This window comes from Cumulibacter soli (assembly GCF_004382795.1).
Taxonomy (GTDB): Bacteria; Actinomycetota; Actinomycetes; order Mycobacteriales; family Antricoccaceae; genus Cumulibacter; species Cumulibacter soli.
In genome coordinates, this window is sequence record NZ_SMSG01000001.1 from 320,053 (window position 1) to 341,335 (window position 21,283).

Consider the following 21,283-nt stretch of genomic DNA (forward strand, 5'->3'; position numbering starts at 1 on the left):
CATCAGGACGCCGCCGCGGCAGTGTCGGTGGCTGCGGACTGCCCCAGACCGCTCACCGCGCGCATCCGCGCGGAGAACCCACCGAGCGCGGCCGCCGTGCCAGCGGCTACCGACACTTGTTGAGCGCCAAACGCACCGAGCGCCCCGCCGACTTCACCGGCGCGCGGCGTACTACCCAATGCGCTGGGATCGAAACTCAGCGCAGCTAGCGTGGCATGCGCGGACTGTGACTGGGCTGCGGCAGCGTCGTACCGCCCGGCGGCATCCAGCAACCCATCAATATCGAAACTTATCTGTGGCATCTGCACTCCTTCTGGTTCGTGCAGATGACGCTAAGCCAGACGGCATCCAGCACCGTCGGAATTGCCGCCGTTATCCACAGCGCCGCGCTGGATCCACAGCCCTAACCGTCAAACTTGTACCCGAGCCCACGCACAGTCAGTACGTATCGGGGGCTGGCCGGGTCCGGCTCGATCTTCGCCCGCAGCCGCTTGATATGGACGTCGAGCGTCTTGGTGTCACCGACGTAGTCGGCGCCCCAGATTCGATCGATCAACTGAGCGCGGGTCAGCACCCGGCCGGCGTTGCGCAGCAGTAGTTCGAGAAGATCGAATTCTTTCAGCGGCATCGGAACGACCTCACCGTCGATCGACACCACGTGCCGATCGACGTCCATGCGGACACGCCCGGACTCGAGTGCGGCGCCGCCCGGGTCCTCCTGTTCGGACCCGCGACGCAGGACGGCCCTGATCCGGGCGATCAACTCGCGGGCCGAATACGGCTTGGTCACGTAATCGTCGGCGCCGAGTTCGAGCCCGACGACCTTGTCGATCTCCGAATCCTTGGCGGTGAGCATGATGATCGGGACGCTGGATCGCGAGCGCAACATGCGGCATACCTCGGTACCTGGCAAACCGGGCAGCATCAGGTCGAGCAGCACGATATCGGCACCGTTACGGTCGAACTCGGCGAGCGCATCGGGCCCGGATCCGGCCACAGCAACCTCGAAACCCTCCTTGCGGAGCATGTACGACAGCGCGTCCGAGAACGACTCCTCGTCCTCGACCACTAGAACTCGTGCCACCTTTATTCCTTCCGTACTGCGTTATTCCGGAAGCGTCGAGCGCGACGCTCCGCTTTGTGTTCCGTGCTCTGCCACCTCGATGGCCGTGTCGCTGACCAACGAATGATCGGCGGCGTCGATCGCTGCATTCCTCGCCGGCCGGCGAGGAATGCGCAGGGTGAACGTCGACCCTTCGCCCTCCTGGCTCCAAACCTCGATCGAACCACCGTGATTGCTCGCGATGTGCTTCACAATCGCCAGGCCGAGTCCGGTGCCGCCCGTCTGCCGAGAACGGGCCCGGTCGACCCGATAGAAACGCTCAAAAATCCGCTTGATGTCGTCGGCGGCAATACCGATGCCCTGGTCCTTTACGACGATCACCGCATCGTCGCGCTCGGCCCTGTACGTGACGGCGACCGTGGTCGCCTCCGAGCTGTAGGACACCGCGTTGGTCAACAGATTCGTCAGCGCCATCACCAGGTGACGCTCCACGCCGAGCACCGTCAGATCGGCCTCGCCGGCGGTTTCGATCTGAATAGATTTGGCCGCGGCGACGGTACGCGCCCGGTCCGCGCATTCGGCGACGATGTCGGCAATCCGGATCGTGGTGCCCGGTGGGGACGGTTCGCCGCCCTGCAGCCGGGATAGTTCGATCAGTTCCTGCACCAGCACGCTGAGGCGTTTGCTTTCCTTCTGCATGCTCAATGCGAACCGGCGTACGGCGGCTTGATCATCCGCGGCGTCTTCGATTGCCTCCCCCAGGAGGGTGATCGCGCCTACCGGAGTTTTCAGTTCGTGACTGACGTTGGCGACGAAGTCGCGTCGCACTGCCTCGACCCGATACGACTCTGAGACGTCCACCAGCACCAGGCCGACCATGCGGTCGGCGAGGCTCAGACCGTGACCGCGGAGCGCAACACGCTGGCCGTCGCGACGTACTTCGAGATCGATCCATGCACTGTCATCCAGATGCGCCTCTCGGCATAAGGCCAGCAATTCTCGGACCACGACCCGGTCCTCACGAACCAACTTCAACGTGCGCGCCGACCGGTTGGCCAGCCGGACCCGCTCGGTGGAGTCGACCACGATAATGGCCGGCGACATTTCTTCGACGAGCTTGCTGACGGTCCGGCGAGTATTGGCCACGTCGTCGTGCGCCACGGCATCATCTCCGGCGCCGGGAGTGCGCACCTGCGGCACAGTTGCGGGCGCACGCGTCGTACGACGGGAATTCCGACCGATGGCGATACCGATCGCGAGTGTCGCGAGCGCACACACGGCGCCAAGTATCCAACCGGTCATATGCTTGATGCTGCCAGATCGCGGCGTAGACGCGCGCGGGCAGCGAACGTTGGCGCGGGCACATCACATCCCACGTCGGGATTGTTCACCGTGGGTCTATCCCGCGTTTACCGCGTTTCACCGGCACGGCAGTTCGGACGGTTAACGTCAATAGGCACGCTTCATGGCGCCGGCCGGACTACCATCACACCTCGGTGTACATCCGGCGGCACCCAACCCGCCAGCAAGCCAGGAGTTAGCAACGACATGCGCGACACTTTCCAGGACGACCTCGACCAGGTCGGTAACCGGCTCGTCGAAATGACGAACCTCGCAGGTTCGGCCTTGAACCGAGCGACGACAGCGTTGCTGAACGCCGACATCAAGACGGCCGAAGCGGTGATCGATGACGACGTCAAGATCGACCAACTGCGCGCCGAGGTCGAGCAGGAAGCATTCGACCTGCTCGCACGACAGCAGCCGGTCGCGACCGATCTGCGTGTCGTCGTCACTGCCCTACAGATGGCCCTTGACCTAGAGCGAATGGGCGATCTCGCCGCGCACGTGGCCAAGGTGGCTCGGATGCGTTACCCGAATCAAGCACTGCCGGACACGGTCCGCCCGATCTTCCAGGAGATGGCGCAACACGCTGGGCGCAACGTCGCCAAGGCCGGAACCACGATCGGGTCCCGGGACGCCGACCGCGCCGAAGAGTTGGAGACCGATGACGATTCGGTCGACGAGTTGCATCGCTCCCTGTTCCGCGTCGTCCTCGACCCCGAGTGGTCGTACGGCGTGGAGGCGGCGGTCGACGTCACGCTGCTGGGCCGGTACTACGAGCGGTTCTCCGATCACGCGGTCGCGCTCGCCCGGCGGATCATTTACGTGGTGACCGGCGTACCGACCGACGGCGAGACCGACGCATCTGGCTCGATCGGATCAGGCCACCGCCGTCCGCCGGAAACCATGTAATTGCGCTTCGCTTACCGCTCGCGGCGGTCGTCCACCTCGGATGACCGCCGCGAGTTGTTTCGTTCGTGGTTACGAGCGAGCAACCTTGTAGTTGGAGGCCTGCGCGATCGGTCGGATGACGAGTTGGTCGATGTTCACGTGCTGCGGTACGCCGACGGTGTAGGCGATCGCATCGGCAACGTCCTCGGCCACCAACGGTTCGGAGACCCCGGCGTACACCGCGTCGGCCTTTTGCTGGTCGCCGCGCAACCGGTTGAGTGAGAACTCCTCGGTGTGCACCATGCCCGGCAGCACCTCAACGACTCGAATCGGTTTGCCGTTCAGTTCCAGCCGCAGCGTTCCCATCAACGCGTGCGCACCGTGTTTCGCCGCGGTGTACCCGCCTCCGCCTTCATACACACCGGTCCCGGCGGTCGAGGTAACCGTGACGATGGTGCCAGCCCCTGAAGCCTCCAACGCAGGCAGTAGCGCGCGAGTCACGCGCATCACGCCAAGGACATTGGTGGCGTACATCGACTCCCAGTCATCATCGCGAGCCCGCGCAATCGGATCCACACCGAGCGCTCCGCCGGCGTTGTTAACGAGCACGTCCACCCGGTCCAGGCTCGCGGCGAGGTCAGCGATCGAATCGGGCGAGGTGACGTCCAGTTCGCGCGCGATGCCGCCGATCTCCTCGGCCAGCGCCGTCAGCCGATCCAGCCGGCGCGCGGCACACACAACTTGGTAACCGAGAGCGGTGAGGGCGCGCGCTGTCGCCGCTCCGATCCCGCTCGATGCTCCGGTGACGACGGCAATTTTTGACTCAGTCGTGGACATACCTTCATCCTGCCAGCCACCACCCTCGCCGCCGGGAGCAGGATAGAGGCATGGAGCAGACGTATTCGACCGCCTCGGGTCCCAACGTGATGACGAGCGACATGACGCGCGCCGCCGAGGTCATCGCGACCACCCTCGCCGAATTGGAGTTGGAGCATCAGCGGTTGGCCGACGATCACTTCGTGGCTGAGCTTCCCGGAACGCGCCGACTGAAGACGACCTGTCACCTCAAACTGTCGCCGCACTCGCTGCAGATTTCGGCGTTTGTGATGCGCCACCCCGACGAGGCCTTCGAGGATCTGTGGGCCTACCTCCTGACGAAGAACGCCCGCTCATACACCGTCTCGTGGGCGATCGACAAGGTCGGCGACGTGTATCTGATGGGTCGCCTGCCGCTGATCGCCGTGACGGCCGAGGAAGTAGACCGAGTGTTGGGAACGGTGCTGCAGCAGGCCGACGACAATTTCAATCCGATGTTGGAGATCGGCTTCCGAACGGCGATCGCACGCGAATGGAAGTGGCGGATCAGCCGGGGTGAACCCACGAACAACCTTGCCGCGTTCCGTAACCTCATCGAGTCGATGGAGAAGGCCGAGAAGCAGCCGGATCTGGACGCCGAATCGTAGCGTGGCAACATTTGGGAATGACCAATATCGGCACCCTCATCCTGTTGCGTCACGGTGAGAGCGACTGGAACCAGAAGAATCTGTTCACCGGCTGGGTGGACGTCGAATTGACCGACCTCGGTCGTACCCAAGCCACTCGCGGCGGCGAGTTGCTCGTCGAGCGCGACCTGCTCCCGGACGTTGCCTACACGTCGCTGCTGCGCCGCGCGATCATGACCTGCCAGCTCGCGTTGGACCGCGCGGATCGGCACTGGATCCCGGTGATTCGCTCTTGGCGCCTCAACGAGCGTCATTACGGCGCACTGCAGGGCAAGGACAAGGCGCAGGTCCGCGACGAGTTCGGCGAGGAGCAGTTCATGCTCTGGCGCCGCTCGTACGACACTCCCCCGCCCGAGTTGGCGGTCGATGACGAGTTCTCGCAGTACACCGACCCGCGCTACGCGGCGATCCCGCCGGAGGCGCGCCCGCAAACCGAGTGCCTCAAGGACGTGGTCGCGCGGATGCTGCCGTTCTGGTACGACGCGATCGTGCCCGACCTGCTAGCTGGCAAGAACGTGCTGGTCGCCGCACACGGCAACAGCCTTCGCGCGCTGGTCAAGCACCTCGATGACATGAGCGAAGAGGACGTGGTCGGGCTGAACATTCCGACCGGCATCCCGCTGATCTACCAGCTAGATGGCGCGTTGCGGCCGCTATCGCGGGGCGGGGAGTACCTCGACCCGGAAGCCGCGGCGGACGCGATTCAGGCCGTCGCCAATCAGGGCAAGAAGTAGTAACACACCCGATCTCTGCGGTGGCCACGGGGTGGATACGCGACGGCTACCCACCCCTAAACCACCGCAGAGTTGTCTTCAGCTACAGCGCGCAGTTGATCAGCAGGGGTTCGGGGCGTAGTTCGATCCCGAACCGCTGCTGCACGCCGTCGCGGATCTCGCGCGCCAGGTCGAGGATGTCCTCGGCATTCGCGCTGCCGCGGTTCGTCAGCGCCAGCGTGTGCTTGCCGGACAGCGCCGCGCGGTCGTTGCCAAATCCCTTCGCAAACCCGGCGCGCTCGATCAGCCATGCCGCCGAGGTCTTGACCAGACCGTCTGGCGCGTCGTACGCCGGTGCACCCTCGGGTACCGCGGACGGCGGCACGATCGGGTTGGTGAAGAACGAGCCCGCGCTCCACGTGTCGTGATCGGCGCTGTCGAGCACCATGCCCTTGGAGCTACGCAAACCGAGCACCGCATCGCGGACCGCGCGAAGCGGTGCGCGATCCCCTGGTTCGACGCCGAGGGTACGGGCGAGTTCGGCGTACCGCACCGGCGCTGAGGACGCCGAACGCCGCAACCGCAACCGTACGGCGAGCACCACGTAGTCATCGGAGTGCTTGAACATGCTCGAGCGGTATCCGAACCCGCATTCGGCCGCGCTCAACGTACGACGGCTATTGCTGAGCCTGTCCCACACGTCGACGGAGACCAGCACGTCCGCGATTTCGGCACCGTACGCGCCGACGTTCTGGATCGGCGTTGCGCCGACCTTACCGGGGATCCCAGAGAGCGCCTCGATACCGCTGTAGCCCTCATCGATCGTGCGGGCGACGAGGGCATCCCAGTCCTCGCCCGCGGCAATATCGAGCACCACCTGCTCACCGTCGCGCTCACCGGCGATGCCGATGTTGGCAATCAATACGGCGATCCCGCCGAACGGGTCGTCGCCGATCACCAGGTTGCTGCCACCGCCGATGAGCAGGACCCGGCGACGTTCGTCGTCGGCAGCACGCACCGCCGCGATCAGCTCATCGGTAGTTTCGGTGCGCATCAATTGCGCGGGTCCACCGATCCGCATCGTGGTGTAGTCGGCGAGCGAGATCTGAGCGGTCATCGTCACGACTCGAGGTTATCGCTGCGAGCGCCGCCGTCCCCGACGGACTCCTCTGCCGTCGCGTCACCGAGGAAACCCGACAGCAGCCCGCGTAATTCGCGGCGCGCAGTCCACAGCGGTGCCGCATCGGCGAAGACGTGTACCTCGCCGTTGTCGAAGCACGCCGCTGCTTCGGTGGCTGCCTCCACCGGGTGCAGCCGGTCGCCTCGCGCACCGATCGCCAGTAGGCGGGTTGGGCTCCGCCGGGCGCTAGCGGCGTCGTCGATCGGCGCCTCACGCTCGAGCATGTCGGCGTACGCCGCAATCCCCGGACGCCGCAGGGCCTGGGTGCGCGCACCAAGCCACCGCCGCGCGAGTGCGGTGCTAGCCACCGAGTCCGGTAACTCACCGCCGACGTAATCCTGTAACGCCTCCGCGCTGGCGAGCGCGTTGCGTAATCGTCCTGCGGGGCGTGGCGTAGTCGCTGCCGCCGGTAGATACAGCACCGCTCGGTGCAGGGCGAACGCACGCCGGGTCAGCCAACGCAGCAGGACGGCACTGCCCAGCGACACGCCAAGCGCCTGGGTGGCGCCTTCTTTGGCGGCAATGGTGCTGGCGATGTCGACTAGATCATCGAGCCGGAGCAACTCGCCAGCGTCGTCGGAATGTCCATGTGAGGGCAGGTCTACGAGTACGAGTCGCCCGGGTACGCCGCTGGCCAGCGGGCGAGTCTGTTCGGCGTCCGCGCCGAGCCCGTGCAGGTACATCGTGGTGGGCCCGTGCGAGCCTTTAACCAGGTAGGAGATGCGCAGGCCGCTGACTGCCGTCTCGCGGCGTTCGGGAACGCCGGGGGTCACCAGCGATTGCCACCCTGTTGCAGTTCACGCACCGCAGGACGTACGTCGGCCAGGTAGACACCGGTCGCGACGGCGGCAAAGATGCCCAGGAACGACATGAAGCCCATGAAGTACAGCACCAGGCCCGCCAAGGCCAGGATTCCCATCCAGGCGACTTTGCTGAGTTTGTCGGACGCCGAGAATGCGGCGGCGGGGCGAATCGCCGCGTCAATGAACGCCCACAGGCACAAGGCGAGCGAGCCATAAGTCAGGCCGATCGAGATCCAGAACTCCGCTATCCGCACGGCGGCCATCCTATGTCGATTTACACCTCGGCTGGTTCCGCATCGCCGCCAGCACCATCGCCACTGCGCGGCAGACACGCCGCTGCCCGCGACGTCGCGCGTCGCGCGCAGCAGCTGTGCAGGCGCCTACTTAGGCGTTGTCGCTCTCATCCGTCGCCGGCTTGGCAGCAGCGGTCTTCGCCGCAGTCGTCTTCGACGAGGTCGTCGTGGCGGTCTTCGCTGCGCCCTTGCGCACCGGAGCCTTGCGTGCTGGGGCGGCCTTACGGGCTGGGGCCTTACGCGCGGCCTTGGTGGCTGGCTTCGTGGCGGCAACGTCAACGTCGATCGTGCCCTGACCGTTCGCGGCCTCGGCCGCCTTGACGGCGTCCTCAACATTGCCAGCAACCTTCACCGCGGCGCGAGTTGCCTGGTCGACGGGACGGGCAGCGGCTTTCGCCTCGGCGGGCTTTGCCGGAGATTTCGTGGCCGGCTTCGCCGAGGACTTCGCTGCGGGCTTAGTTGCCGACTTGACAGCGGATGCCGCCGCTGCCGTGGCAGGTTTCGACGCCGCGACCTTGTCCTCGAGCGCGGCGTCCTTCGAGGACACGCGCTTGTCGATCTGGTCGGCGACCTTCTCAGCGACCGCGGAAGCCTGGTCGCTCACGCTGGCGACGGTCGCCCGCACCCGCGCTTCGGCCTGCTCGGCGGCCTCTTCGATGGACTTTACGAGGTCCTGGCTCGCCTCGGTAACCTGCTTGGCCACGTCCTGACTCACTTCGCCGAACCGCTTGAGTACGGCGTTCTCACCGAGTGAGTTGGTGAACTGGCCGAGCAGACGCTCGCCGCGCGAAGCGAGCGAAGTGTAGGACTCGATCATCGAGCGGACCTGCGCGCTCAGGTTCGCCTGGATCTGCGCTGCGTCCGCCTGAATCCATGCCTGCTGGAACTCGTTAGCGCGCTCCCGACCTTCAGCAAGTGCCTTATCGAGTTCTGCCCGGGCGACGCTGATGTTGTCAACGGCACCTTCGCGGTAAGCGTCGAAACGTTCCTGCGCGCGCTCGGCTGCGGCCTTGCCCTGCTCGATGAAGAGGTCGTTCAGGCCGATGATGGCGAAGAACGGTTTGCGTGCGTTCTTGATGTCTGAGGTGATGGTCATGGGTTCTCCTTCAGTCCGCGTCGTTATCAGTGCGGTTGGCACTGCGGAACGCGAGGTAGATCTCGATCAGAGCCTGTTGTTGCCGGACGGTCAGGTGGCTGTCACCACGGATCGCTTCTTCGACCCCGGCGGGATCGGCCGCCGGGTCGAGCAGTCCGGCTCGGACGTACAGGGACTCGGCCGAGATACGCAATCCTTTAGCGATCTGCGCGAGGATCTCGGCGCTCGGTCGACGTACGCCCCGTTCGATTTGGGACAGGTACGGGTTGCTGACTTCGGTCAGTTCTGCGAGTTGCCGAAGCGACACCTTCGCTTGTTCGCGCTGGGCGCGAATGAATGATCCGAGACCCTCCAGCGGGTCGGTTACTGCAGCCACGATCTGCCCTCCGCTATCCAGGTTATGAACCCTTGCTTGCAGTTGCAAGCACTTAGCGAGCACTGTGGTCGATGGCACCAGAATGCGCCGTACCACCCCGTGCGCGCTCTTAGGATGGAGCCATGACCGTCAAGCCCATCGTCATCACCGGCGACCCCGTTCTACACAACCCGACCCGCCGCGTTGAGCACGTGGACGACGAGATCCGCACGCTGGTCGCCGACATGTTTGACACGATGTCTGCAGCCAACGGCGTCGGGCTCGCCGCTAACCAGGTCGGCGTGGACCTGCGGATCTTCGTATACGACTGCCCCGACGACAGCGGAGTCGTGCACCGCGGCGTGGTCATCAACCCCGCGCTACAGACGGGCCCACTCCCGGAGGGCATGCCCGATGAGGACGAGGACTGGGAAGGTTGCCTGTCGGTACCCGGCGAAGCGTTCCCCACTGGCAGATCTGACTGGGCGAAGGTCACCGGCACCGACCTGGATGACACTCCGATCGAGATCGAAGGCACTGGTTTCTTCGCACGCTGCCTGCAGCACGAAACCGATCACCTCGATGGCTACCTCTATCTGGATCGCCTCGTGGGGCGCTACAAACGCGAGTCCAAGCGCGCCGTGCGGGCCCGCGGTTGGGCGAAGGATGCAATCACCTCATGGGACCCCAGCACGGCACAAGCCGAGGAGGTTTAGCCGCGCGCGACGGCAAACCAGAGTCCGCATGACGCCGGTGGACGTGCTAGGAAAGAAGGGTTGCCCCGTCAAGGCCTGTCACTGCAGATCGAAAGAAGGCAATTGACAGATGCTTCCCGTTCGAGACTCGCTCCGTGTCCGTTCGCCACTGCCGAGTGCGCGCGTCGCCCTGGCGAAACGGCTTATCCCGCTGGCGCTGGACCGCGTGCCAACGCGGATACACAGCGCCTCCGGACCACCACTGCAACGGGTCGAACTCGAATCCGATGCCCCGCAAATCGACGTCATCAGGCCCGAGCGGCTGACTCGCCGAATGGCGCACCACCCGAAGATCGGAATCGGCGAGGGCTACATGGTCGGCGACTGGCGCGAAGCCCCCGGCACCGATCTCGCCGACGCCCTGGTCCCCTTCGCCGCATCTATGGACACGATCTTGCCGAAGTGGCTCACTCGGCTACGCCGCCTTATCGATCGGCCGATGCCGCGCAGCATGCGCAACAGCATCGAGCAGTCCAGACACAACATCGAGGCACACTACGACCTCAGTAACGAGATGTTTGCGCTGTTCCTGGACGAGTCAATGACCTACAGCAGCGCGTTGTTTCTACCGCAGCAGCCACGCACCGCCGACACGCTGCTGGAGGCCCAACAGCGCAAGATCGATGCAGCTCTGGACCGCGCGCGGGTCACCGAAGGCACGTCGTTACTCGAAATTGGGACCGGCTGGGGAGCGCTGGCGATACGCGCGGCCCAGCGAGGCGCGAAGGTCACCAGCATCACGCTGTCGCGCGAACAGGCAGCGTTGGCCGAGGAACGCGCACAGCGGCTCGGGGTCGCCGAGCAGATCGAGATCCGACTGCAGGATTATCGCGACGTCGAGGGACAGTACGACGCGATCGTCAGCATCGAGATGATCGAGGCTGTCGGCGCAGAGTACTGGGCAACCTACTTCGCCACGATTGACGAACGACTCGCTTTCGGCGGAACCGCAGTCGTACAAGCGATCCTGATGAATGACGAACACATGCGGCGTACCCGTTCGTCGTACGGCTGGATCCAGAAGCACATCTTCCCCGGCGGCCTCATCCCTTCGCTGCCGGCGATCGAACGGACGCTGGACGACGCGACGACACTACGAATGACCGAGATGTCAGCGTTCGGACAGTCGTACGCTGACACGTTGCGCATCTGGCGCGACACCTTCGATGCGCGCGTCGACGAGGTGCGGGCGCTCGGCTGGAACGAGGAAATGATCCGGGCATGGCGGTTCTACCTCGCATACAGCGAGGCCGGCTTCCGCACCGGATATCTGGATGTCGCACAGTTGCGGTTCGAACGCCCCGCCGAGGCCGTGCGTCGCGCCGACGGCGGGTAGTCGCCAGCCCTGCGCTCGCGCGCGATTCACCGCGGGGTATCGCCACCCTTAACCGCGCGCGAGAATTTCACCGTGTGGAATCAGGAACCAGGCGTCGGGCTTGGTTCCCCACTCTCGCCAGGCCTCACTCATCCGCTGCAGGCCATCGCGATCGGCCACACCGCGTTCCATCGCTTGCCCAGCAAATCCCGAATACACCACGCGATCGGCCCATAGGTCCGACCACCATGCGACCTCGACATCACTTGCGTAGCACCACACATCCCCGGACGAGGTCACCTTGGCGAATCCGGCCTCGAGCGCCCACGATTTCAGCATTCGACCGGCGTCGGGGAAGTAGCCACCGGCAGTCGCCGTGTCGCGGTAGGCCCGTTGCCACTGCCGGATCCCAGCCACTTCCGGGAACCACGTCATCGCGCCGTAGTCCGCATCACGCGCGGCAACCACGCCACCCGGAGCACACACGCGCCGCATCTCGGCAAGCGCGGCGACCGGATCGCTGAGGTGTTGCAACACCTGATGTGCGTGTACGACGTCGAAACTGTGATCGGCAAACGGCAGGGCATATACGTCTGCAGGTTGGAAGCTCAACGAGTCGGGCGACTCGGCGTCTGCGGCGTTATTGCGCGCCAGTTCGAGAACCTCTTCCGATGGCTCGATCCCGATGACCTCACCGGGAGCAACCAATTTCGCAACATCGATCGTGATCGTCGCCGGACCGCAACCGACATCCAGCACTCGCATCCCGGGCTGCAGCGACGGCAGTAGATAGCCGGCCGAGTTCGCGGCAGTCCGCCAGGTATGTGACCGCAGCACACTTTCGTGATGACCGTGCAGATACTGATCGCTCATACGCTCGAGAATGCACCGCACGCCCATACTTTGGAACATGATTTCACTATATGGTCACTCGCGTACGTGTTCGCTAGCATCCTGCTATGAACCACTTCACTCTCGCCACTGCCGACAGTGTGGCCACACTGACCTTCGACAATCCACCGATCAACCTGATGACCGCAGCAGCCCACCTCGAACTGGCCGACATCCTCGATGACATCGCGGCCGACGACAATGTGCACGTACTCGTGCTGCGCTCAGCGAACCCAGAATGGTTCATCGCGCATTTCGATGTCGCAGCCATCCTGGGCATGCCCACCGAAGCCGGCGATCCGCCCACCGAACTCACTAGGTATCACCAGATGTGCGAGCAACTTCGCATCATGCCAAAGGCAACCATCGCCGTCATCGACGGCCGCGTCGGCGGCGGCGGCAATGAGATCGCGATGAGCTGCGATATGCGCTTCGCGTCTCCGGCCGCGGTGTTCAATCAGCCCGAGGTCGCACTCGGGATTATCCCTGGCGGGAGCGGCACGGTCCGACTGCCGCGGCTCGTCGGGCGCGCACGGGCACTGGAGACGATTCTCGGATGCGAGGACATCGATACCGACACCGCCGAACGCTGGGGGCTGATCAATCGGGTAGTGCCGGTCGACCACCTCGACGATCACGTGAACCGACTCGCGAAGCGAATCGCCGCGTTCCCACCACATGCCGTCGCGGCCGCCAAAGCCAGCGTCACGAGTGCAGAGTCGGCGATAACCGAACACCTACTCGCTGAATCCCACGCCTTCAGCCGGACACTCGGTGAACCTCGTGCTCGCGCGGCGATGGAGGGGTTCCTCGCGAATGGTGGGCAGACTCCAAAGGGCGAACGTCGGCTGGGCGATCTCGCTGGCGAACTGAGCGGATAATACCTGTAGCCGCCGAGGCAGGCCCTGAGCGAGCACGCACCGGGACAAACTGGTGCCCCGCCCACTCGCGGCCCGTCTTCAGGCGCGCTTTGTCCGCACTCGACGCGACGGATCAGACGCGATGGGTCAGACGGTGAGACCGGTGTCGATCAACGCGGCGTACTCCACGTCGTCGTCGACGACGATCACGTCCGCGCCGTCGGCGAGGTTGCGCTTGATGACCGCGAGCGCGATCGGACCCTCCTCATGGTGCATCACCGCTGTGCCAACAAACCCGACCTCGCGGCCCTCACTGAGCACCTTCGCGCCAGGGGACGGGACGGTGTGCTGCGACCCGTCGACCTGCAGCTTCACCAGCCGACGCGGCGGGCGCCCCAAGTTCTGCACGCGCGCGACCGTCTCCTGGCCGCGGTAGCACCCCTTATTGAGGTGGACGGCGTCGCCAATGAGTCCCACTTCGTGCGGAATGGTGCGGTGATCGGTCTCGCGTCGCTGCCGTGGACGCAGATTTTCCACCCGCCACGCGTCGTACGCCATCGCGCCTGCGGGCTGCGCGCCTGCTTCCAATGCTGCGGCCACCGCGGCGTTCACGTGCGCCGGGGTGCCCAGCAGGTCGAATTCGCCGGGGTACGGCAATGCGCGCATCATGACGCCCTCGCCGTACGCGACCATTCCCGGATCCGGCGGCGAAGCACCAAGCACGGCGGCCACGACGTCTCGGGCTTTCGGGCCGATCAGCGTGGCCATCGAGAACGAATCCGAGGCATCCTCGACCTCTACCCGGAGCATGAACTGCATCTTCGTCAGGTAGTCCGCCAGCGCGGGCGCATCACCTGGTTCGCAATCGATCCAGACTTCTTCACCGGTCGACGTGAACCACAGATCGTGCTCGACGTGCCCGTGCGGCGAGAGGATCAAACCTTGGATCGCCGAGGACTCCGGCATCTGCTCAAGGTGCTGAGTCGACAGCGAGTGCAACCAGGATAATCGGTCAGCCCCGCGCACGATGACCAGCCCGCGATCGGAGCGATCGATCACCGCCGCCGACCGGGCGAGGTAGCGCTGTTCACGCAATGGGTCACCGTAATGGGCGGCGACGCCGGAGTCCAACCCCTCCCCTGGTACGCGGCCGGGGTAATTTGCCAGAGTTGTCATCGAACGTTCCTCCCTCGGCGCGCTCACGCCGGACGTGCCCATCGTAGGCCGCCCGATACCCCGCTGCCTGTGAGAAAATTACGCCCATGACGTCGACTCCCGCCCCACGTTTCGTGAGTGTCCTACGCCGAGAGAACCAAGATGAATGGGCGGTGCATCGCCACGATCCAGACGCGCCACTACTCACCGCGTTCGACTACGCGCCAAACCGCGGCGACGGCGCCTTCGAAGCAATGCACGTGTACAACGGCGTCGCCAACAAACCGCACCGCCACCTCGAGCGACTCTCGCGTTCGCTGCACAACCTACAGATCGTCGGCCCGCCGTACGCCGCGTGGCGCTCGCTGATTGACGACCTCATCGCGCAGTGGCCGGACGGCGTCGAGGGCGTCCTGAAATTGATCATCAGCCGCGGTCAAGAAGGCGGTCCCATCGATCAGGACCCGACGGTGTTCGGTTATCTCGTCGAGCTCGATCCGGTGCTCGCCGCCCAACGTCGCGATGGCATCACGATGGTGTCGCTGACCTTTGGCTACCCAGCCGACGTGCGCGAGCGCTCTCCGTGGTTGCTCGGCTCCACGAAGTACCTGTCGTACGCGGTAAATATGGCCGCCAAGCGCGAGGCGGCCGAGCGCGGTGCGGACGACGTGCTGTTCCTCTCCGAGGATGGTCAGGTGCTCGAGGGCCCGAACTCGACCCTGATTTGGCTATCAGGCAAGCGGCTGGCGACCCCCGGGTCACACACCGGAATCCTGCGCGGCACGACGCAGGAAGAGATCTTCTCCCGGGCCGGCGCGGCCGGTCTCGAACCCATGATCACCTCGGCCACCCTCAGCGACATTCTCGCCGCGGACGCGGTCTGGATGTCCTCCAGTACCCGCGGGATCGCCGCTGTCCACGAAATCGACGGGGCATCGATCGCACAGGACGCCGAGAAGACACGCCTGCTGCAAGAACTGTCCGGTTTGCCGGTCCCCAACTAATTCCGTTGCACAGATCGCCAGTGCGATTTACGCTCCCAAGTACACAAGAGGGGAGGTGATCCGACGTTGATTTCGACTCGGACCTGTGAGGTGGTCTCGCACTAGCACCTCCATGAGGCGCCAGTGAATACCACGGGACTGCCGGAATCCCCAGGCGCGGGCCTCGTCCCCCCGCCCTCCGCCGATTGGCGAGGAGCAGCCTGGGGATTCACCATGTCCACCCCCAGGACCGGTAAGCAGCGGCGAAAGTCACCACGGATGCCGTCCACCACCACGACAATCCTTGCCGTCGCAGGTCAAGAGATCGCGCATAACCCGACACAATCTTTACCGTCTTGAGACCTAGCGCGCCGCCAGTGGCATGAGTCACACTTATGGGTGCACGACCGGCACAACGTGTCGGCGACGGCAAGGAGCACACATGCGCCCAGCACCTGACCCACGATCAGATACACACGCACCGACGCGCGCGGGGAGCGGTTGGCTACGCGCCGTACCCGATGCCGACTCAACTCAATTGCTCGGGCCCCAGCACGCGGAGCTCACCTCGTTCTTCACATCGGTCGGCTTCCTCACCCCCGAGCAGGACGCCGCGATCGAATCGAAGTGGTACGACATGCGCGGCCCGGAACGGTTCGCCTCGCGCGGGCAGGCATCCCAGGCCGCCAGCACTCACGCCCGCCTCGAGGAACAACTCAATGCCCGGCAGCGGGCGTGGGCGGCGACCACGATGCGCGCCCGCGATGCGGCCGGCGATGCCGCGCACGCGTTGTCAGTGCGGGATCTGATCGGTGTCGGCATGAGCCAGGAGGCGTACGACGAACTCGTCGCGCCGTGGGCCTTAGTGATGGGGCCTGTGCACCCCGCGGACACCGATCCACGATCCAGGTAGCCAACTACCGTCGTACCACGGCACTGTCGCGCCCAGCGCCGGTTATGCGCCGTGGAAAAACTCGCGTAGCGCGCCCGCCAGCATGACTGGATCGGCCACACCACACATCTCACGCACCGAATGCATCGACAGCAGCGGGATTCCGACGTCCACGGTCCGAATGCCGAGGCGGGTAGCGCTGAGCGGTCCGATCGTCGATCCGCACGGCATCGAATTGTTCGACACGAACACCTGGTACTTCACGCCCGCAGCCTCGCACGCGCGGGCCCATAACGCGGTCCCTTGCCCGTCCGTGGTGTAGCGCTGGTTCGCGTTCACCTTCAACAGTGGCCCCTCACCCAACAACGGCCGGTGCGTCGGGTCGTGTCGCTCCGGGTAGTTCGGGTGGACGGCGTGCCCGGCATCGGCCGACACGCACCACGATCCGGCGCAGGCGCGACGCAAGTCATCACCGTCGCCACCGAGCGCGTGATTGATCCCGCGCAACACGTCTTCGAGGACCGGCCCGCTGGCGCCCGTACGGCTCGCGCTGCCGACCTCCTCATGGTCGAATGCCGCGAGCACCGGAATCTCGCGGCCGTTAGTTGCCTGCTCCAGTGCCACCAGCGCCGCGTGTACCGAAGAAAGATTATCCATCCGGCCGCACGCGAAAAACTCCCCGTCGGCACCAATCACCGCGCCCCGCTGCGTGTCGAAGGCAACCAGATCGTGACCGACGATTGATCCCTCATCCAGCCCGGCGCGTGCGGCTAGGTGGGCGAGAATCCCGCCGGCGTTCAATCCCCACACCGGCTGCAAGTGGGTTTGCTTGTTCAGCGTCAGGCCGTCATTGACCTGACGGTCCAGGTGAATCGCCAATTGCGGCACCCGCATCACCGCGTCCGTCGCGACCAGCGATTCGCTGCCATCGCGACTCACCAGCCTTCCGGCGAGTCCGAGATCTCGATCCAACCAGGAGTTCAGCAGCGGACCGCCGTACACCTCGACGGCGACTTGGCGCCAACCATTCGAACCCGTTTCGGGATTGGGTTTGACCTTCAGTCCGGGTGAGTCGGTGTGCGCCCCCACGATTCGGTACGGCGTCGCGGCATCGGCGCCGTTGGGCAGTCGCCACGCGACGACGGCGCCATCACGAACCAGCACGTAGCCTCCGGGCGCGGACCCGAACGGCTCGGATTCAGGAACCTCGACGAAGCCCTGCGCGATCAACCGATCGGCCACCGCGCGAGCAGCATGGTAACTGGACGGAGACGCTGCGACAAAGTCGCCGAGATCATCGAGATGCACTGCTGCTCCGGGCATTACTGCACCCGCGCCAGTCGCGCCGAAATGTGCGGCTGCAACTGTTGACCGACGGCCGCCATATCCATCGCGTACATCAGATCACCCTCGACGATCCCGTAGAGCCGGTGGTTACCGTTGACTTCCTTCGCACTCCCGGTCCTGGCAACGACGTCGGTCGTCAACTCCCAACTGGTCGTGGTGCGGGCCGTGCCGACGAACACCTCAACTACGCCTGACTGGTGTGCGAGCACAACCTCAAAGTCATCGCCGGAACCCGGGCGCCAGAAGCCCATCTCGCGCGCGGCCGGACGCACGAAGGCGCCGTCGGCATCCATGATCCACGAACGCGTCTGCATCCCCAGGAACGGCCGACCGTCGTGCCAAAACCGAATCTCTTGGCCGTACCGGAAGCCATCGATCGTCGGATAGTCGCCCTGGCCCTCTCCACGCCACACGCCCAGTAGTGGAAGCAGCGCGAGCATCTGCGGATGAATCTCCGGTCCCTCACGCACGTCGACGGTGTCGATCGGCAGTTCCTCGGGCAGCGGCATCAACGCGCTCATCGCTCACCTACGAACGTCCGATAGGCACCACGCGCGCAATACGCAGCGAGCAACAGGGTGGCGATGACCAGGAGTGAAGTGATGAAGGCTTCCACATGGCCAGGATATCTGCCGTGAGCAGGATCGCGGCCACGCCCGCTGCGCGCGCCGGGTCGGGCTCACTAAACTGTAGAACTCACCCGTTGGAGGCGGCATGGACATCACTCTCATGTCGCGCACGGACGCGCCCATCGCGGATGTCCTGCCCGCGCTCGGTCTGCTCACCCATCACGTGCGCACCCTCCCGCCGGAGGCAACCGAACTGCTCGACGCGGACGCGGGCGACGTCGTGCTGATCGACGCCCGCACCGACCTGGTCGCCGCCCGCGCTCTCTGTCGCCTGCTGTCGAGCACCGGCGTTTCCGCTCCCCTACTGGTCGTCCTCGCCGAGGGCGGGCTCGTCGCGATGTCGGCCGAGTGGGGCTGCGAAGACTTCATCCTCGCCACCGCAGGGCCCAGTGAAATCGAGGCACGGTTGCGACTGGCGACCACCCGCCGCAACCTGGTCAGCGAGCACGAGACGAATGTCGTCACTCGCGGCGATCTCACGATCGAGGAAGAGTCGTACACCGCTCGGATCCGAGGCCGCTCGCTGGATCTGACCTACAAAGAGTTCGAGTTACTGAAGTACCTGGCCCAGCACCCCGGCCGCGTGTTCTCCCGGGCGCAACTGCTCAGCGAAGTCTGGGGCTACGACTACTTCGGTGGCACGCGCACGGTCGACGTACACGTACGGCGGCTGCGGGCCAAACTCGGCAACGAACATGAATCACTGATCGGCACAGTGCGTAACGTGGGCTACAAGTTCGTCACTCCCCCCGAGCCGAAAACGGACTCCGCCCACCGAAACACTTCGGACCGGGCTCCCCGCTCGAGCACTCCCACGTCGAAGGTAAGCCGATGACCAGCAGCGACCACCTCTCCGCCGCCGACGCCGACGCCGTACGCGCGCTCAACGAGACCGCCAGCCGCACCGATGAAGCCCACGCCATCTCCGAGCAGTTCTTATTGCGCCTGGGCGATCCGGCCGGTGCCGGGCGGGTTCGGCACGTCACCCACCACACCGACGGCGTGCTGGACGGGTACGCCGTCGCCGAAGTCGCCACCGAACCATCCGGCGAGCTACTCGTCGCGCCGCAGTCGCGTCGCCGCGGCATCGGTAGCGAACTATTGGCCGAGTTACGGGCCGCAGCCGGGGAGCCGCTGCGCATCTGGGCGCACGGGGACCTCCCGGCGGCGCATGATTTCGGCGCCGCGCGTGATGCGCACGCCGTACGCACGCTGTTGGAACTGCGCCGTCCGGCCACCGACGTCGACGTCCCCACCCCGACGGACGGTGTCACCGTACGCACCTTCCGTCCCGGCGAGGACGACGCCGAGTGGTTGCAGGTGAACGCGAGCGCGTTCGCCACACACCCCGAGCAGGGTGCGATGACCCAGCGAGATCTCGACGAGCGGATGGCCGAACCATGGTTCGATGCGGCCGGGTTCTTCATCGCCGAACGCGACGGACAGATCGTGGGCTTTCACTGGACCAAGGTGCACGGTCCCGAACTGGGTGAGGTGTACGTCGTCGGCGTACGCCCCGATGCGCAGGGGTTGAAACTCGGCAAGTTGCTCACCGCAACGGGCCTCGCGCACCTGGTCAGCCAGGGCGTTTCGGAGATTTCGTTGTACGTCGAAGGCGACAACACCCCGGCGCTCGCGTTGTACCAAGGATTGGGTTTTAGCCGCCATCGCGCCGACTCCCAATGGCTCACCGCCTAGCCGACTAGGGCGAATGCCCGACTTCGCTTCCGGGCGAAATTCAGTTCACCTCACGTCCACCAACCCGACACCGTGTGTGTTGGCTCACTACGCGGCAAGTTCACGCTGCGTTCACCAAGTGCGGTCCGGTCGGTCACTTTCCATACCTACCTTTCATGTGGGCGCGCGAACACGGAGTTCGCAGCCGCGTGGTCACAACCCGCTCGGCAGCCTCCTCCACCCGAGGAAATGACACGTAACCCCAGAAGGGACCTGTAGGTGAAGCGCACACGTACCTACGCGATCGCCGGCCTCGCCGCCGCGGGCTCGCTGCTTTTGACCGCCTGCTCCGACGACAACTCCGGCGGCTCCGGTAACGGTGGATCGGGCAGCGGCGCCGACATCGAGTGCGGCGAGGGCGACCTCAACGCCAGCGGGTCTTCGGCCCAGGCCAAGGCCATCGACGCTATCCAGGCCAGCTTCGCTGCGACCTGCGACTCCATCGCCGTGAACTACGACGCGAGCGGCTCCGGCGCCGGCGTCAGCGACTTCATCGCCGGCAAGGTTGACATGGCCGGCTCGGACTCGGTTCTGAGCGAGGAAGAGACCGCCGACGCGGGCGAAATGTGCGCCGACGGCCCCGCGATCAACCTGCCGATGGTCATCTCGCCAGTCGCGATCGTCTACAACGTCGAGGGCATCGACAACCTGAACCTCAACGCCGAGGTCACCTCGAAGATCTTCGCCGGTGAGATCACCAGCTGGGACGACGAGGCTATCGCCGAGCTGAACCCCGATGCCGACCTGCCCGGCACCTCGATCACCACGGTGCACCGCTCGAAGGACTCCGGCACCACGGACAACTTCACCAAGTTCCTCGAGGCCGCCGGTGACGGCGCCTGGACCTTCGGTACCGGCAAGGCCTGGAGCGCTCCCGGCGGCCAGGGTGCGCCTGACTCGGCGGGCATCGTCTCGGCGGTCAACGCGACCGACGGCTCAATCTCGTACGTCGATGGTCCGGACGCCACCGCGAACAACCTCAACGTTGCTTCGATCGACTCCGGCTTCGGCCCGGTCGAGCTCAACGCCGACTCGGTCGGTAAGGCCGTCGAGGCTGCCGAGCACGTTGGTGAAGGCAATGACATCAAGCTCGAGCTCGACTACGGCCTGAAGGAGGAAGGCGCCTACCCCGCCCTCCTGGTCACCTACGAGATCGTGTGCGAGACCGGTCTCGCCGATGACAAGATCGACGTCGTCAAGTCGTTCCTGAAGTTCGCGGTCACCGACGGACAGACCGCCATCGAGGAAATCGGATACATTCCGCTTCCCGAGGAGCTGCGCGCCGAGGTCGAAACCGCGGTCGACGCGATCAGCTAGTTGATGTATTTCACGCAGCGCGCCGTACGCGCCCACTCATTCGGACGTGTACGGCGCGCTTACGTGTCGGCTCACTCGCACCACTAGAAACAATCCCGTACGCCTGGGACGATTCTTCGCGGCGCAGGTAAGTAACTGCGCCCGCACCATCCAGCACTTCATCCT

General features: G+C 65.1%; 24 protein-coding genes. 11 read left to right on the forward strand and 13 right to left on the reverse strand.

The genetic code is table 11. The annotated features are described in order from the left end of the window. Window positions 1-2: 2 nt before the first annotated feature. The 3 genes from E1H16_RS01580 to E1H16_RS01590 form a co-directional block, all read right to left on the reverse strand. Complete coding sequence (locus E1H16_RS01580; protein WP_134321932.1) at window positions 3-302, reverse strand: hypothetical protein; 300 nt, start codon at window positions 300-302, stop codon at window positions 3-5. Between the two features lie 101 nt (window positions 303-403). Beyond that, window positions 404-1,084, reverse strand: a complete 681-nt coding sequence (locus E1H16_RS01585) for a response regulator transcription factor (RefSeq protein WP_134321933.1) — start codon at window positions 1,082-1,084, stop codon at window positions 404-406. A gap of 21 nt (window positions 1,085-1,105) precedes the next feature. After that, a complete protein-coding gene (locus E1H16_RS01590; RefSeq protein WP_134321934.1) occupies window positions 1,106-2,365 on the reverse strand; it encodes a sensor histidine kinase in 1,260 nt (419 codons plus the stop codon). 246 nt (window positions 2,366-2,611) lie between these two features. Here E1H16_RS01590 and phoU point away from each other — a divergent pair, with 246 nt between their 5' ends. Beyond that, a complete protein-coding gene (gene phoU / locus E1H16_RS01595) occupies window positions 2,612-3,316 on the forward strand; it encodes a phosphate signaling complex protein PhoU (RefSeq protein ID WP_134321935.1) in 705 nt (234 codons plus the stop codon). Window positions 3,317-3,385: 69 nt separating this feature from the next. On the opposite strand, the gene E1H16_RS01600 is transcribed toward phoU, so the two are convergent. After that, the gene (locus E1H16_RS01600; protein WP_134321936.1) at window positions 3,386-4,132 is read right to left on the reverse strand and encodes an SDR family NAD(P)-dependent oxidoreductase; all 747 of its coding nucleotides are present in this window, start codon (window positions 4,130-4,132) and stop codon (window positions 3,386-3,388) included. A gap of 50 nt (window positions 4,133-4,182) precedes the next feature. Between E1H16_RS01600 and E1H16_RS01605 the strand changes: the two genes are divergently transcribed. Beyond that, window positions 4,183-4,758, forward strand: a complete 576-nt coding sequence (locus tag E1H16_RS01605) for a type III secretion system chaperone family protein (protein ID WP_243837564.1) — start codon at window positions 4,183-4,185, stop codon at window positions 4,756-4,758. Between the two features lie 17 nt (window positions 4,759-4,775). Then, complete coding sequence (locus E1H16_RS01610; RefSeq protein WP_134321937.1) at window positions 4,776-5,531, forward strand: phosphoglyceromutase; 756 nt, start codon at window positions 4,776-4,778, stop codon at window positions 5,529-5,531. 82 nt (window positions 5,532-5,613) lie between these two features. Here the strand turns inward: E1H16_RS01610 and E1H16_RS01615 are convergent, their stop codons facing one another. The 5 genes from E1H16_RS01615 to E1H16_RS01635 form a co-directional block, all read right to left on the reverse strand. Further along, window positions 5,614-6,627, reverse strand: coding sequence for a UDP-N-acetylmuramate dehydrogenase (locus E1H16_RS01615; protein ID WP_134322343.1), 1,014 nt, complete (start codon window positions 6,625-6,627; stop codon window positions 5,614-5,616). 2 nt (window positions 6,628-6,629) lie between these two features. Continuing rightward, window positions 6,630-7,463: an alpha/beta fold hydrolase gene (locus E1H16_RS01620; RefSeq protein WP_134321938.1), complete on the reverse strand. Its 834-nt coding sequence runs from the start codon at window positions 7,461-7,463 to the stop codon at window positions 6,630-6,632. Then, window positions 7,460-7,747, reverse strand: coding sequence for a DUF2516 family protein (locus E1H16_RS01625; RefSeq protein WP_424948517.1), 288 nt, complete (start codon window positions 7,745-7,747; stop codon window positions 7,460-7,462). The genes E1H16_RS01620 and E1H16_RS01625 overlap by 4 nt, the downstream gene beginning before the upstream one ends. Window positions 7,748-7,877: 130 nt before the next feature. Continuing rightward, on the reverse strand, window positions 7,878-8,882 hold the full coding sequence (locus E1H16_RS01630) for a hypothetical protein (protein ID WP_134321940.1): 1,005 nt from the start codon (window positions 8,880-8,882) through the stop codon (window positions 7,878-7,880). Window positions 8,883-8,892: 10 nt separating this feature from the next. Continuing rightward, a complete protein-coding gene (locus E1H16_RS01635; protein WP_243837566.1) occupies window positions 8,893-9,258 on the reverse strand; it encodes a helix-turn-helix domain-containing protein in 366 nt (121 codons plus the stop codon). Window positions 9,259-9,380: 122 nt separating this feature from the next. Between E1H16_RS01635 and E1H16_RS01640 the strand changes: the two genes are divergently transcribed. Both E1H16_RS01640 and E1H16_RS01645 read left to right on the forward strand, forming a co-directional pair. After that, a complete protein-coding gene (locus tag E1H16_RS01640) occupies window positions 9,381-9,953 on the forward strand; it encodes a peptide deformylase (RefSeq protein ID WP_134321941.1) in 573 nt (190 codons plus the stop codon). 109 nt (window positions 9,954-10,062) lie between these two features. Continuing rightward, window positions 10,063-11,328, forward strand: coding sequence for an SAM-dependent methyltransferase (locus E1H16_RS01645; protein WP_134321942.1), 1,266 nt, complete (start codon window positions 10,063-10,065; stop codon window positions 11,326-11,328). 48 nt (window positions 11,329-11,376) lie between these two features. On the opposite strand, the gene E1H16_RS01650 is transcribed toward E1H16_RS01645, so the two are convergent. Further along, window positions 11,377-12,180 (reverse strand): class I SAM-dependent methyltransferase, encoded by an 804-nt coding sequence (locus E1H16_RS01650; RefSeq protein WP_134321943.1) that lies wholly within the window; start codon window positions 12,178-12,180, stop codon window positions 11,377-11,379. 86 nt (window positions 12,181-12,266) lie between these two features. On the opposite strand from E1H16_RS01650, the gene E1H16_RS01655 reads away from it, so the two are divergent. Next, window positions 12,267-13,079, forward strand: coding sequence for an enoyl-CoA hydratase/isomerase family protein (locus E1H16_RS01655; protein ID WP_134321944.1), 813 nt, complete (start codon window positions 12,267-12,269; stop codon window positions 13,077-13,079). A gap of 126 nt (window positions 13,080-13,205) precedes the next feature. Here E1H16_RS01655 and ygfZ read toward each other — a convergent pair whose 3' ends face one another. Continuing rightward, complete coding sequence (ygfZ, locus tag E1H16_RS01660; RefSeq protein WP_134321945.1) at window positions 13,206-14,234, reverse strand: CAF17-like 4Fe-4S cluster assembly/insertion protein YgfZ; 1,029 nt, start codon at window positions 14,232-14,234, stop codon at window positions 13,206-13,208. Between the two features lie 86 nt (window positions 14,235-14,320). Here ygfZ and E1H16_RS01665 point away from each other — a divergent pair, with 86 nt between their 5' ends. Then, a complete protein-coding gene (locus tag E1H16_RS01665) occupies window positions 14,321-15,217 on the forward strand; it encodes an aminotransferase class IV (RefSeq protein WP_134321946.1) in 897 nt (298 codons plus the stop codon). Window positions 15,218-15,638: 421 nt separating this feature from the next. Continuing rightward, entirely contained in the window at window positions 15,639-16,109 is a 471-nt protein-coding gene (locus tag E1H16_RS01670; RefSeq protein ID WP_134321947.1) for a hypothetical protein, read from the forward strand. A gap of 42 nt (window positions 16,110-16,151) precedes the next feature. Here E1H16_RS01670 and E1H16_RS01675 read toward each other — a convergent pair whose 3' ends face one another. After that, window positions 16,152-17,411 (reverse strand): M18 family aminopeptidase, encoded by a 1,260-nt coding sequence (locus tag E1H16_RS01675; protein WP_134321948.1) that lies wholly within the window; start codon window positions 17,409-17,411, stop codon window positions 16,152-16,154. Further along, window positions 17,411-17,956, reverse strand: a complete 546-nt coding sequence (locus tag E1H16_RS01680; protein WP_134321949.1) for a heme-binding beta-barrel domain-containing protein — start codon at window positions 17,954-17,956, stop codon at window positions 17,411-17,413. Before E1H16_RS01680 ends, E1H16_RS01675 begins: the two co-directional genes overlap by 1 nt. A 193-nt stretch (window positions 17,957-18,149) precedes the next feature. Between E1H16_RS01680 and E1H16_RS01685 the strand changes: the two genes are divergently transcribed. The 3 genes from E1H16_RS01685 to pstS all read left to right on the forward strand — a co-directional run bounded on the left by E1H16_RS01685 (window position 18,150) and on the right by pstS (window position 21,118). After that, complete coding sequence (locus E1H16_RS01685) at window positions 18,150-18,899, forward strand: response regulator transcription factor (protein ID WP_134321950.1); 750 nt, start codon at window positions 18,150-18,152, stop codon at window positions 18,897-18,899. Further along, the gene (mshD, locus tag E1H16_RS01690) at window positions 18,896-19,762 is read left to right on the forward strand and encodes a mycothiol synthase (protein WP_134321951.1); all 867 of its coding nucleotides are present in this window, start codon (window positions 18,896-18,898) and stop codon (window positions 19,760-19,762) included. The genes E1H16_RS01685 and mshD overlap by 4 nt, the downstream gene beginning before the upstream one ends. 258 nt (window positions 19,763-20,020) lie before the next feature. Further along, window positions 20,021-21,118, forward strand: coding sequence for a phosphate ABC transporter substrate-binding protein PstS (gene pstS, locus E1H16_RS01695; RefSeq protein ID WP_134321952.1), 1,098 nt, complete (start codon window positions 20,021-20,023; stop codon window positions 21,116-21,118). The last annotated feature ends 165 nt before the right edge of the window (window positions 21,119-21,283 follow it).